This window comes from Aeromonas veronii, assembly GCA_041319085.1.
Lineage (GTDB): Bacteria > Pseudomonadota > Gammaproteobacteria > Enterobacterales > Aeromonadaceae > Aeromonas > Aeromonas veronii_F.
Map to the genome: position 1 here is coordinate 1,146,044 of CP101033.1, position 12,147 is coordinate 1,158,190.

Genomic DNA, 12,147 nt, shown 5'->3' on the forward strand with positions numbered 1-12,147 from the left:
CAGATTATATACGGCTTTCTAAAAATTTCACCAACCGTGTGACGAGATCCCCATCCCGGAGCAACTTCTGTGACCAGCTTCGCCCATGTTGCTGCCAGCTTGTGGTGTGCATTGGCCATTGGGCCCACAGTGCGCGGCAATCTTCCCCACGATTGAGGGCCAGATTAAAGCGGCGCAGCCATTGAGCACATTCGGCGGGCAGATCAGCGAGATAGTGGTCGAGGAACTGCTCCAGCTTAACCACATGAGCCTCATCCTCCTGTTGGTAGATGTGCCAGAGGAAAGGACGGGCTGCCCACTGGGCCCGCACGAAGGAGTCCTCCCCGCGTACCAGATTGAGATCGCAGCTCCACAGCAGCCGATCGTAACCGGCCTGATCGGTCATCGGCAGCAGCTTGATGGTGAGGTTGCCCGAGTGGAGCAGATCCCCCGCTTTGGCGGTGGTGATGGCCCCTTCAAGGCCTGCGCCGCGCAGCACATCCTGCAGCGAGCGCCCCAGCGGCAGCAGCAGGGTGACGGGCGTGGCGCTCTGGCACCAGCTCTCGACCAGAGTTACCAGCGCATCGCTTTCGTAGGTAAAGAGGCTGACCCGCAGCTCGTGCTCTTGTTTGGGTGGCAAACCTAAGCTGGCCCAGTAGGCTGCCAGTCGCGCATCATCTTGCTGCCACTGCTCCCGTTCGGCGATGAGGTCGTGCTCGCACAGGAGACCGCCGGTTTTAGCGGTAAAGCCCGGGAAGAAGAAGTATTTATTGAGGCTCTGGTTGCCAACTCGCTGGGGCGAGGCGAGGCCGTGGCAATCCTCGACCCAGCTCTCCGCCGAGAGGTATTCCAGATTGATCCAGCAGGATGGCTTGGGTTGGCTCGCCATCCGCTCGGCCATTCGTGCAATGAAGGGGGCGGGCAGCTCGCAGGCAAAGGCCTCGATCACCACGGTGGCCGGTGTGGCATCGGCGGGCAGGGTTTCATGCCAGTGTTGGATATAGATGCCCTCGACCCACTGGCCATCTTGCGCCGGATCCAGTCCCGGACAGATGCGGGCAAAACTGGCCAGATCATCCACCCAGAGCCGCACCTGAGCCTTATTGCCATGTGCCGCAATATTCCCCTCCCGTTTTAGCTGGCGGGCGAGTCGCCAGGTGACGCCGATGTCACCGAAGTTGTCGACGACGCAACAGAAAATATCCCAGTCAAACGGGGGCAGGGGGCTGGTCATGGCTCGGGGTTCCAGATGCAAAAAAACCGGTGCGCAGGGTAGCACACCGGTGGATTGGCTTCTAACCGTCAGCGCGTGACAACGGTCTGCGACAGGTTACTCCTTGCCGTAGACGTTGTGCTCCTGCTCACGCACCCGGATAAAGGTGGTGTGTGCTTTGTTCAGCTCTTTAAGCTGGCGGCAAAGCAGATAAACCAGTTTTACTCCTTGCCATAGACGTTGTTCTCCTGCTCACGCACCCGAATAAAGGTAGTGCGCTTGGTCAGCTCTTTCAGCTGGCTGGCACCGACGTAGGTACAGGTGGAGCGCACGCCGCCCAGAATGTCGCGCACCGCGTTCTCGACCGGGCCGCGATAGGGCAGCAGCACCATCTTGCCTTCGGAAGCGCGATACTCGGCAACGCCACCGGCGTGCTTGTCCATGGCGCTGGAAGAGCTCATGCCGTAGAACTTCATGAAGGGCTCGCCGTTCACATCAACGATTTCGCCACCGCACTCCTCGTGAGCTGCCAGCATGCCGCCCAGCATCACGAAGTCGGCGCCGCCGCCGAACGCTTTGGCAACGTCGCCCGGGCAGGTGCAACCGCCGTCACCGACGATCTGGCCGCCGAGGCCGTGGGCCGCATCGGCACACTCGATGATGGCGGAGAGTTGCGGGTAGCCCACACCGGTCTTGACGCGAGTGGTGCAGACCGAGCCCGGGCCGATGCCGACCTTGACGATGTCGGCGCCGGAGAGGATCAGCTCTTCCACCATCTCGCCGGTCACTACGTTGCCCGCCAGAATGACGTGGTTGGGGCAGGCGTCACGAATTTTGCGCACGAACTCGACGAAGTGTTCGGAGTAGCCGTTGGCCACGTCGACACAGATGAAGCGCAGTGCCTCTGACATGGCGAGGATCTGGCGGGTCTTGGCGAAGTCATCGGGCGAGGTGCCGGTCGATACCATCACATGGCCCAGCAGCGCCGGATCGGTTTCGTTGACGAAGGTTTGCCACTGCTCAAGGCTGTAGTGCTTGTGGACTGCAGTCATCATCTCGAAGCCAGCCAAGGTTCTGGCCATGGCGAAGCTGCCGACGGTATCCATGTTGGCGGCGATAACGGGGACGCCTTGCCATTGGGTCTGGGTGTGCTTGAAAGTGAACTGACGGGTCAGGCTGACTTGGGAACGGCTCTTGAGTGTAGAGCGCTTGGGGCGGAACAGGACATCCTTGAAACCGAGCTTCAAGTCTTCTTCGATACGCATTACAAATTCCTTATTGAGCCTTGTTGAACGTCACTTTTGCAGTGGCAAATTTTCGGCAGGCGCAAAAAAACCGCAGGTTTTCAAGGCCTCCGGTTTACAACAGTGTAGGCAAAAATCCCTTCAGAACAAGACTGATAATTTGTAAATCCTTGTGGTAGCCTTTGGCGTCACAATCTGAGGTTAACCACCAGTTTCATCCAGCACCGTCCGGTGCCTTGCTCTCCTTCGATATTCCCGCCCGCTTGGGCCGCCGTTCGGCCACCCCTTGTCGTCTCTCTTCTGACCCGATCGGCATTATCCAACTCACTGAAATAAATCGGATTGACCCACAATGGGACTGTGGTAGATCTGGGCGCAGGATTGACAAGGCAGGACCGTAAAATGGGCAAGATGATACTGGGGATGACCCTGATGCTGGCACTGTGTGGCAGTGTGCTGGCAGCGACCCCGACCAGCTATGGCTGGATCGAGAAGGGACTTATTTTGCCCACCGGCGTGGCGGTGAAGATGAAACTCGACACCGGTGCGCTCACCTCTTCCCTCGATGCCCGCGCCATCACCCTATTCAAACGGGATGGTAACCCCTGGGTGCGCTTTATGCTGGTGGTGACCGATGCCGACAGCGGCAAACTGGTCAGGCAGCAGTTCGAGCGGCGGGTCGAGCGCAGCGTGACGGTGAGCGGGGCAGGCGGTATGGATCAGCGGCCAACGGTGACAATGTCCATCTGTCTGGGGGACAAGGTGTATGAGGAGTGGTTCACCCTGCGGGATCGCAGCAAGATGATCTATCCGGTACTGCTGGGCCGCCGTCTGCTGGCTGAGCTGGGCCCGGTGGACTCCAGTCGAACCTTTACCGTGCAGCCACATTGTCAGTGAAAAAAAAGCATCATTGAAAGCAAACAGCCCGCATCGCGGGCTGTTTGCTTATCGCTTATCTTGCCGGCGGCAGCGGGAGTAACACACTTACCTCCAGCCCCCCTTCCGGCCGGTTGTGAACATTGAGATCGGCGCCGTGCAACTGGGCAATGCGCGAGACGATAGCCATGCCGAGACCCACGCCATCCCCCTGCTGGGGGTTGACCCGAAAGAAGCGTTCATACAGCCGGGGCAAGGCACTGGCGGGAATGCCGGGACCGTTGTCGCTCACATCCACCCTCACCCGGTTGCCCTCCCGTTGTACGCGCACCCTGATCTCGCCCTCCGGCTGGGTGTAGCGCAGCGCATTGTCGATCAGGTTGCTGAACAGCAGGTCGAGCAGGGTGGTCTGACCCATCACCCACTGCGGCAATTCACACTCCAGCGACAGCTGCTGATCCTTCTTGAGGGCGATGGGAGCAAGCGTCGCGAGAGTGCCTTGCAGCAGGTGACCCACCTCCAGTTCGGTTAATACCAGCCCCTGCTGGTTGTCGATACGGGCCTGGGTCAGTAGTTGGCGGATCAGCCGATCGCTGCGGTCGAGCGCCTGCAGCATCTTGTGCAGGGACTGTTGGCGGCTGGCGTCATCATCGGCTGCAAGGGCATTTTCACTGTGAATGCGCAGCACCGCCAGCGGGGTGCGCAGCTCGTGGGCCGCCTCGTTGGTGAACTGTTTCTCCCGCTCGATGGTCTCCGCCAGCGCCTGCATCAGCCGGTTGATCTCGTTAGTGAGCGGGGTCAGTTCCTGCGCGCTGACCTTGAGGCTGAGCGGGCTCAGGTTGGCGGGGTGGCGTTCGCTGATGGCCTGGGCCAGCTGGCGCAGGGGGGCCAGCCCGCGGGTGATGAGCCACCAGAGCAGAGCCAGCAGGAACGGCAGGGTGATGATCAGCGGCAGCATGGTAAGGGTGGCCATCTTGCTGGCCAGCTCGCTGCGTTCGTCGTCCCGCTCCGCGACGACCAGCCAGGTGCGGCCATCCTCGTTGTAGAGGGTGAAGGTGCGCCACTGATGGTGATCCTTTTTCACTGTGCTGAAACCGCGGGCGAGTTCGACCAGTGGTTGAGCCGGGGCGCTGGGTGCACGCAACAGCAGGCCGCCCTTTTCATCGAGCAACTGGAAGTAGAGATTGCGCTCGAACTCGTGGCCATAGGGGGTGATCTCCCGATCCTCGCCAGTCAGGTTGAGGCTGGGATCTTTTTGCCATTCATTCGGGTTTTGTGCCTCCCACTCCTGATAGACGGTGCCGTTGGCGGGCAACTGCCCCTGCTGGGCCATGTAGCGGGCCAGCAGCTGGTTGGTGATGCGGGCCGACTGGGCGAGGCGGGCATCAAACAGCTCCTCCATCTCGTGACTCGCCTCCATGTAGCCGATAAAGGCGCTGATGGTGAGACTCAGGCTCACCAGCGTCAGGATGCCGGTGAGCAGAAAGCGGCGAATAGAGCGGGGACGTCTCATTGTGCAGGTGTCCGGCCAGGCTGTTCGAGCTGGGGAATGATGTAGCCGACCCCGCGAATATTGCGGATGAGGTCGCTGTAGAACTTCTTGCGCAGATGGTGGATATGCACCTCTACAGCGTTGCTCTCGGCCCCCTCGTCCCAGCCGTAGAGGCTCTGTTGCAGCTGATCGCGGCTCAATACCCGACCGCTCTGGCTGATCAGCTCCTGTAGCAGTTTGTATTCATGGGGGTGAGCTGACCGCTTCCCCTGATAGGTGACCTGCTGGGATTCGGGATAGATGAGGATATCGCCATACTCCAGCGCTGCCTGAGCTTGCCCCTTGCTGCGGCGAACCAGGGCGCGCAGGCGGGCGTTGAGCTCCTGCAGGGCGAAGGGTTTGACCATGTAGTCGTCAGAGCCGGCGTCGAGGCCGACCACCCGATCGTCCAGCGCATCGCGGGCGGTGAGGATCAGCACCGGCAACTGGTGGCCCTCCCGGCGCAACTTGCGCAGCAGGCTGAGGCCATCGATGTCGGGCAGGTTGAGATCGAGGATCAGGGCGGCGAACTCGTCGCTCTTGAGGGCCGTCAGGGCGGGCAACCCCTGTTGCAGCCAGTCCACCGTGTAGCCACTATGGCGCAGTGCATCCTGCATACCATCCCCCAGCATCACATCATCTTCTACCAGCAGGATCCGCATTCTTTTCTCCCTGTTTGTTGGGTGTCGCGATGTGCTTCAATCGCCAAGGTTGACCGTGGCATAAACAACGCTGCCCACCAGTATGCAAGCTGGTGGGCAGAGTTTAAATAGATCTTTGATCCATCAGGGATTTATAGCTTGGCTAGTTTTTCGCGGATCTCCATTCTGCGCCCTTCATCGGCCACTTCGCGGCCCGGGCGGGCCGGGGCGGCCAGTGCCTTGTCGAGGTAGGTTTTGGCCTCGGCCTTGCGACCCTGATCCAGCAGGAAGTCGCCATAGAAGAAGTTGGGGTCGATGCCATCCGGATTGATGGCCAGCGCCTGCTTGAGCAGTTGCTCCGCCTTCTCGTCATCGCCAAAGCCGACCGGCCAGCCGGGCACCTGATAGTAGAGCGAGCCCAGACTGGTGTAGGCAGAGCCGTCAAGCGCCTTGGGATCCTGCTTGAGCGCCAGCTCCAGCTTGGCCTTGGCCTCTTTCACCAGACCCAGTGCCCCCAGCCCCCCTTTGGCCCCCGCCCAGGTGCTCTTGACGATGGCAGACCAGATCAGCAGATCGGCGCGAAAAGGCTCCTTGGCGCTGGCCGCTTCGGCCTGGGTGCTCAGGGTTTCTAGGCAGCCCTCTTTCGCCTTGCCGGTTTGTTGATACTGGCAGACGGCCCACTGTTGCTGGATGGGCGCGAGGGCATCATCCGCGGCCATGACCGAGGTGGATCCCAGCAGGATGGCGATGGCACAAGAGGTCACTGATTGACGGACAACGTTCATATTAATGCTCCTTCTTGGTCGGGATCGGGCGGGACAAGTCTGGTTGTGGCGCACTGTTGGCGTTGGCATCAGTCGTCCTTGGCTGAAGATGACGGGCATAACGTTTGATGATCGGCAGCTGTCTGGCCAGCGCCTTGTCGACAATGCCCGGCAGCAGGGCATTGAGCCGCACGAACAGTTTTTCCGGCCAGCCGAGCCAGCTGCGGCGGGTCTCGTTGCACAGGGCGATGACAGCCTCTTCGGCGACTTCCTGCGGGCTGTCGGTCTGGGTGCCGAGTGCTGCATTCATCTCGTAGGCGGCCTCGGAATTGAGCTTGGTACGGGTGGCGCGGGGGGCAAAGTGCAGCACCTTGATGCCGCTGCCCTCCAGCTCCCGTCCCAGCGCTTCGCTAAAGCCGCGCATGGCAAATTTGCTGGCGCAGTAGACGCTGTAACCGGGGTAGCCGATGCTGCCCAGGCTCGAACCCATGTTCATGATGATCCCCGGCTTGCGCAATCTGGGCAGCAGCACCCGGGTGAGCTGGATCGGTGCCTCGATATTGAGCAGCAGCTGGCGCTCCACCTGTTCGAAGCTCTGATCTTCCAACCAGGCAAACTGGTTGCAGCCGGCGTTGTTGATCAGGATGTCGAGCCCGTTCTCCAGCGCCGGGTGTTGCAACAGCTTGGCCCGCTCCTGCGCAGAGCCGAGGTCGGCGAGTACCACCTGATGGCGCTCGGGATGCGGCAGTGACTTGCACAGCCGATCCAGCGCCGGACCGCGGCGACCGTGCAGCAGCAGGTGGGCCCCCTGGGCCGCCAGCTCCTGCGCCAGCTCTTCACCTATGCCACCGCTGGCGCCGGTGAGCAGCACGAGTTTCCCTTCAAGGTTCATGGTATGGGTTCCCTTTTTGCTGTCTGCTGATCCGCTGCCGACTTACGGTGTGGCGGTGAGGTTGTAGAGCATCTCGCCATAGAGGCGGTAGACCACCTTGGCCCCGTGGATGATGGCCGCCTGATCCGCCTGACTCTCGACCCGATCCATCAGGGATTCAAAGAACTTGAGGTGCTCCTGATCCAGGGTGCCGTGGGAGCTCAGGTAGCTCATCGCTTGCGGTGGCAGGCCGAGACCCTTTTTCAGCTGGTCGGCGACGGTCAGCGCGATGGCCACGCTGGTGCCTTCCAGTACCTGCACCATGCCGAAGAAGCCCATGGGGTTGCCACGCTGGATCTGGTCGTAGAGGAAGGCCACCATCAGCTCGATGGGCAGCCCCGGCTGGCCGTGGCGTACCGCCTCGGCATCGCCACCACAGGCGCGGATGTCGTTGAGGATCCACTCCTGATGGCCATACTCCTCGTCGATGTACTCGGCAAGGGCGCCGCGCACCCACTCGTACTCCTGACCCAGCTTGCCGCCGGTCGCCATCAAGAGCGGAACTGTGTGGCGCACGTGGTAGTAAGCCTGCGCCAGAAAGGCGAGATAGGTGTCACGGCTGATGTCGCCACGGCGGCAGGCTTCGATAATGGGGGCGTTGAACAGATGCTCACGCTCCTCGGCAGTGGCTTGTTGCAGAGTCTGATAGAAGCTCATGACGATTCTCCGGTAAGGCATTGGCTAATTTGCTGGGAAAAGTGTTGGTAAATCTCGTTGCGACGGGGCCGTCCGTTGGCGGTCAGCAGCCCGGGATGTTGATCCAGCGCGACCGGCAACCAGTGGTGCAGCCGGGCATAATCGGGCAGCCGCTGGTTCAGACCGGCGATCTGGCGTGGCAGATCCGCCTCTTTCCCCGGCAGGGGCTGGATCAGCGCCACGTTGGCGGGCTGACCGTCGCCAAAGACCACGATGCGGGCGATGGCGGGGCAGAGTTGGGCCTCGGCTTCCACCCACTCTGGCGAGAAGTTGCGGCCAAAGGCGGTGATCTGGACATTCTTCTTGCGCCCGGTGATATGGAGGTAGCCCTCATCATCCAGATGACCGAGATCGCCAGTGGCGATCTGCATGGCAGAAGGTTCGCCAGCGGTAATCTGCTCGGGAGTCGGTTCGTTGCTGCCGAGATACCCCAGCATGGCGCTGCCGCTCACCATAATTTCGCCATCGCTGGCAATGGTGACCTGACAGTGGGGCAGGGGGCGGCCGACGCTGCCGGGCTTGTCGGCATCCAGGTTGTTGAGGGCGACTACGGAGCCGCACTCCGAGAGGCCATATCCCTCATACACCGGCAGGCCGAGCTGACGGGCGTGTTTGATCAGGTCGGGGGCCACCTTGCCGCCACCGACGGCAATAAAGCGCAGGCTCTTGAGCTGTGGGGCCAGCATCGGGGTGCTGGTGCAGAGCGCCAGCAGCAGGCGCAGCAGTTCGGGGACCAGCACTAGACTGTGGGTCGGCCAGCGCAGCAGGGCCTCCCCCAGCATGGCTGGATTGAGCGAACTGGATCCGGTGAAACCGAGCTCCCCGAGGGACGGAATGCGGCTGCAAGCACCGGTCAGCAGCGGCACATAGAGGCCGGTGATGTTCTCAAGCAGGGTGGCCAGCGGCAGCAGGGTCAGGTGTTTTTCCACCTTGGCTGGCGCGACCCGCTCGGCCAACGCATGGCTCACCGCCATCATCTGGGTCAGTGACAGGCAGACGCCCTTGGGCTGGCCCGTGGTGCCGGAGGTGTAGGTGATCTTGGCGGTGCCCTTGGGCAGTGCCGGTCGATTGGCCGGGGTATGGCGCCACAATGGCAGCTCGCCGGTGATCAGCGAGAGCGGCTCGGCGGCATGCCACCCCTGATGATATGGGCCCACCAGCGCATCGGCGCCGCTGCTCTCCAGCAACCAGGCCTGCTGGGCCTGACTGAAGAAGTGGGGCACCGGAATGACCACGATACCGGCGCGGGTGCAGGCGAGATCCAGCAGCGCCCAGGGCAGGCCGTTATCCAGTTGCAGCGCCAGACGGCTGATGTTGAGCTGTTGCAGCTGGTTGGCTAGACGCTGGATCTGTTGCCACAGGGTCTGGTAATCGAGGCACTGCTGGCTGCTCAGCAGCGCAGGGGATTGCGGATCCTCGTGGGCATGTTTGGCGATGGCGTCGAACAGGCTCATTGGGCGCACCTTTTCTCACAGGTCAGGGTTGCATCGGAAAAAAGCACTGGCATGGGGGCCAGCAGATTGAGCAGCAGGCTGCTCTGGGCCAGCACCTCGCGCCCCTGACTGATATCACCCACCATCACCTTGGGTTGGCAGCGGTAGTACTCACCCCAGGCATCGGCGTCGGCACCCACCTGATGGGCCTGTGCGGGGGCCAGCTCCACCGGATTGAGTTGCAGACGGGCAAAGCTGTTGCGAAGCCGGGCGGTGCCGGTAAAGACCACGTAGTCGAGGGCGTTTTCACACAGCAGGCGACACAGGGCTGCGAACATCAGGCGGGCATTGCCCGGTTCGCTGCAGGCCAGATTGCCCACCTCGATAATGCGGTTGCGTGCCGGATAGACCCCGAGGCGGGTGTTGATGGCGGCCTCGATGGGTTGCTCCAGATACTGTTCCAGATAGAGAGGACCCTCACTGGCATGATTGAGACCACAGGCACCGACCAGCGTCCCGTCTGCCCGATAGAGCCCCAGCAGGCAGGGGAGGAAATGGGGGATGCGGGCGTTGAACTCGAGGGTGTAGGCGGCCTGGATATAGGTTTGCAGCGCCATGACCTGCTGCGGGGACTCGGCTAGCAGCAATCGGTAGGGTGCCTGGATCTCGATGGTCATGGGTGACTCCTTCTCTTGCGATGGTTTGAGAGTAAAAGCCCAAACTTAAGAAACCCTTAAGCAGCAAAAAAAGTTGTCAGCGATGCGACGGGCAGGCAATCTGCGCCGCTGTTATCCAACAGGAAGCACCCAAGAGGAACCGCCATGTCATCCACCGTCTGCTGCCCCCTGTGTACCAGCCATCGCAGTTATCCCCTGCCGGTGGCAGGCAAGCGCTACCATCGTTGCCTCGCGTGCGAGCTGGTCTGGCTGGACGAGGCGGATCATCTGGATGCGGTGGCCGAAAAGGCGGTCTATGACGGTCACGACAACCGGGTGGATGACCCCCGTTATCGCACTTTTTTGATGCGGGCCTTTGGCGAGGTGTTGGCGCGGGTGCCGCTACCTGCCAGCGGCCTCGATTTTGGCTGTGGCCCGGGCCCGGCGCTGGTGGCGATGGGACGCGAGGCGGGTTACCAGATGGCGGGGTATGACAAGTTCTACGCCGATTTTCCCGAATTATTGGCGCGCCAGTACGACTTCATCACCAGTACCGAGGTGATCGAACACATTGCCGAGCCGCGTGCCGTGCTTGATCGTTTGTGGGCCTGTCTCAAGCCCGGCGGCCTGCTGGTGCTGCAGACCCAGCGGGTGCTCAGTGACGAGCGGTTTAAAAGCTGGCGCTATCGCCACGACCCGACCCACATCGTCTTCTTTGCCGAGGCATCGTTTCGGGTGTTGGCCGCCAGCTGGCAGGCTGAGCTTGGGTTGCCTCATGCCGATGTGGCGGTATTCAGCAAACCCTGAGCCGGGTGTTTTATTGGCGCGGTCGCCGAGAGGGCGCTGGCGCCTAAGGCTTTCTGCGTCTCTTGCCATCCGGTTATTCGCAGTAAACGGACGATTACGCTGCGCTAATCGACCCTACCGGATGGGAGTGGGGGGGGGCGGACAGAACGAGAACGCAATGGTCCGCTGCGGTAATCTGTTCCCAAAGGTAGTGATTGGAGAGGTGGATAAATTTCAGGCCTCGAAAGTGTCTTGAATTTAGACAGTCTCAGGTCGTTTTGATGAGCCACTGAAAACAGCCTGATTTTTAAGCTGACATTGCACTTCGGAGTTGAATCAACCATTGGGACAGCGCCTAACAAATCCCGGGGCAAGTTAATCAGCTCACGTCGCCTGCCGCTGCGGCACAGCGCTCAACTAACAGCTCGCGTAACCAGCGATGTCCGGCATCCCGATGCGAACGCGCATGCCAGGCCAGCACCTTGGTAAAGCCCGGCACTTCCACGGGGGGAGTGAGGCTGGTCAGGCCGGGCAGACCCAGCACAAGGCGCGAGGGCACTACCGCGACCAGATTGCTGGTGCGGATGATCTCCGGCAGTACGAGAAAATTCTTCACCGACAGGCTGACCCGGCGCTGGCGCCCCAGGCGCGCCAGCGCCTCGTCGGTGATCCCCGAGAATGAACCGCCGCTGTAAGAGACCAGGGCGTGATCAAGGCGGCAGAAGGTGTCGAGATCCAGCGGCCTGGCCGCGGCGGGGTGATCTGCGCGCATCACGCACACGTAATGCTCATCGAACAGGTTACGTACGTGCAGATCGGGCGGTGTCGTTTCCGGGGTGAGCAGCGCCAGATCGACCGACCCCCGTTCCAGTGCTGTCTGGATCTGAAGATCCTGGATCGGCAGCAGGGTGACGCGGATATTGGGTGCCTGTCGGCGCAGCGCGGCGAGAAAAGGCACGGCAATCGCACTTTGCGCGTAATCTGTGGCGGCGATCGTCAGGGTAAAGCGGGCCGTTGCCGGATCAAACACTGCCGGCTGCAGCAGGGCGCCCACGCCGCTCAGGATCTGTTTGAGCGGCGCAGCCATTTCCTGCGCGCGCGGTGTGGGCACAATGCCGCGCTGGGTACGCACGAACAGTGGATCATCAAGGTTGTCGCGCAGCCTCTGCAGCATGCCGCTCATGGCAGGCTGGGTGACACCCAAGCGCTCTGCGGCGCGCGTGACGTTGCATTCATCAAGCAGCGCATCCAGCGCTTTCAGTAGGTTGAGATCGAGTTGTCGGTCCGGCATGCAGGCTCCTGCGCTTCCCGCAGTGTCGCCGCAAGAAGCTTCTGATATCACCAATCAAGATATTAGACATAATAATATAGGATTGGATCTTATATCTAAGCTTTTC

General features: G+C 61.3%; 12 protein-coding genes. 2 read left to right on the top strand and 10 right to left on the bottom strand.

From position 1 onward, the window contains the following. Positions 1-4: 4 nt before the first annotated feature. On the bottom strand, positions 5-1,213 hold the full coding sequence (gene earP, locus NMD14_05605) for an elongation factor P maturation arginine rhamnosyltransferase EarP (protein ID XEI33893.1): 1,209 nt from the start codon (positions 1,211-1,213) through the stop codon (positions 5-7). 200 nt (positions 1,214-1,413) lie between these two features. Then, positions 1,414-2,457 carry a GMP reductase gene (locus NMD14_05610; GenBank protein XEI33894.1) on the bottom strand — a complete coding sequence of 348 codons (1,044 nt, stop codon included), beginning with the start codon at positions 2,455-2,457 and terminating at the stop codon, positions 1,414-1,416. 381 nt (positions 2,458-2,838) lie between these two features. On the opposite strand from NMD14_05610, the gene NMD14_05615 reads away from it, so the two are divergent. Continuing rightward, on the top strand, positions 2,839-3,333 hold the full coding sequence (locus NMD14_05615; GenBank protein ID XEI33895.1) for a RimK/LysX family protein: 495 nt from the start codon (positions 2,839-2,841) through the stop codon (positions 3,331-3,333). Between the two features lie 55 nt (positions 3,334-3,388). Here NMD14_05615 and NMD14_05620 read toward each other — a convergent pair whose 3' ends face one another. From NMD14_05620 to NMD14_05650, 7 genes are all read right to left on the bottom strand, one after another. Next, positions 3,389-4,825 (bottom strand): ATP-binding protein, encoded by a 1,437-nt coding sequence (locus tag NMD14_05620; GenBank protein ID XEI33896.1) that lies wholly within the window; start codon positions 4,823-4,825, stop codon positions 3,389-3,391. Continuing rightward, positions 4,822-5,505 carry a response regulator gene (locus NMD14_05625; protein ID XEI33897.1) on the bottom strand — a complete coding sequence of 228 codons (684 nt, stop codon included), beginning with the start codon at positions 5,503-5,505 and terminating at the stop codon, positions 4,822-4,824. Before NMD14_05625 ends, NMD14_05620 begins: the two co-directional genes overlap by 4 nt. 131 nt (positions 5,506-5,636) lie before the next feature. Continuing rightward, positions 5,637-6,203 (bottom strand): tetratricopeptide repeat protein, encoded by a 567-nt coding sequence (locus NMD14_05630; protein XEI34716.1) that lies wholly within the window; start codon positions 6,201-6,203, stop codon positions 5,637-5,639. 67 nt (positions 6,204-6,270) lie between these two features. Beyond that, positions 6,271-7,140, bottom strand: a complete 870-nt coding sequence (locus NMD14_05635) for an SDR family oxidoreductase (GenBank protein XEI33898.1) — start codon at positions 7,138-7,140, stop codon at positions 6,271-6,273. A 42-nt stretch (positions 7,141-7,182) separates the two neighbouring features. Beyond that, the gene (locus NMD14_05640; GenBank protein XEI33899.1) at positions 7,183-7,836 is read right to left on the bottom strand and encodes an iron-containing redox enzyme family protein; all 654 of its coding nucleotides are present in this window, start codon (positions 7,834-7,836) and stop codon (positions 7,183-7,185) included. Further along, a complete protein-coding gene (locus NMD14_05645; GenBank protein XEI33900.1) occupies positions 7,833-9,329 on the bottom strand; it encodes an AMP-dependent synthetase/ligase in 1,497 nt (498 codons plus the stop codon). The genes NMD14_05640 and NMD14_05645 overlap by 4 nt, the downstream gene beginning before the upstream one ends. Then, positions 9,326-9,985 carry a thermostable hemolysin gene (locus NMD14_05650; protein XEI33901.1) on the bottom strand — a complete coding sequence of 220 codons (660 nt, stop codon included), beginning with the start codon at positions 9,983-9,985 and terminating at the stop codon, positions 9,326-9,328. Before NMD14_05650 ends, NMD14_05645 begins: the two co-directional genes overlap by 4 nt. Before the next feature lie 144 nt (positions 9,986-10,129). Between NMD14_05650 and NMD14_05655 the strand changes: the two genes are divergently transcribed. Beyond that, on the top strand, positions 10,130-10,771 hold the full coding sequence (locus tag NMD14_05655) for a class I SAM-dependent methyltransferase (protein XEI33902.1): 642 nt from the start codon (positions 10,130-10,132) through the stop codon (positions 10,769-10,771). Positions 10,772-11,129: 358 nt separating this feature from the next. On the opposite strand, the gene NMD14_05660 is transcribed toward NMD14_05655, so the two are convergent. Then, positions 11,130-12,041 (bottom strand): LysR family transcriptional regulator, encoded by a 912-nt coding sequence (locus NMD14_05660; GenBank protein ID XEI33903.1) that lies wholly within the window; start codon positions 12,039-12,041, stop codon positions 11,130-11,132. Positions 12,042-12,147 lie beyond the last annotated feature (106 nt).

Coding starts and splice junctions, on each gene's coding strand:
- earP (XEI33893.1), bottom strand. CDS start 1,213: ATGACCAGCCCCCTGCCCCCGTTTGACTGGGATATTTTCTGTTGCGTC.
- NMD14_05610 (XEI33894.1), bottom strand. CDS start 2,457: ATGCGTATCGAAGAAGACTTGAAGCTCGGTTTCAAGGATGTCCTGTTC.
- NMD14_05615 (XEI33895.1), top strand. CDS start 2,839: ATGGGCAAGATGATACTGGGGATGACCCTGATGCTGGCACTGTGTGGC.
- NMD14_05620 (XEI33896.1), bottom strand. CDS start 4,825: ATGAGACGTCCCCGCTCTATTCGCCGCTTTCTGCTCACCGGCATCCTG.
- NMD14_05625 (XEI33897.1), bottom strand. CDS start 5,505: ATGCGGATCCTGCTGGTAGAAGATGATGTGATGCTGGGGGATGGTATG.
- NMD14_05630 (XEI34716.1), bottom strand. CDS start 6,203: ATGGCCGCGGATGATGCCCTCGCGCCCATCCAGCAACAGTGGGCCGTC.
- NMD14_05635 (XEI33898.1), bottom strand. CDS start 7,140: ATGAACCTTGAAGGGAAACTCGTGCTGCTCACCGGCGCCAGCGGTGGC.
- NMD14_05640 (XEI33899.1), bottom strand. CDS start 7,836: ATGAGCTTCTATCAGACTCTGCAACAAGCCACTGCCGAGGAGCGTGAG.
- NMD14_05645 (XEI33900.1), bottom strand. CDS start 9,329: ATGAGCCTGTTCGACGCCATCGCCAAACATGCCCACGAGGATCCGCAA.
- NMD14_05650 (XEI33901.1), bottom strand. CDS start 9,985: ATGACCATCGAGATCCAGGCACCCTACCGATTGCTGCTAGCCGAGTCC.
- NMD14_05655 (XEI33902.1), top strand. CDS start 10,130: ATGTCATCCACCGTCTGCTGCCCCCTGTGTACCAGCCATCGCAGTTAT.
- NMD14_05660 (XEI33903.1), bottom strand. CDS start 12,041: ATGCCGGACCGACAACTCGATCTCAACCTACTGAAAGCGCTGGATGCG.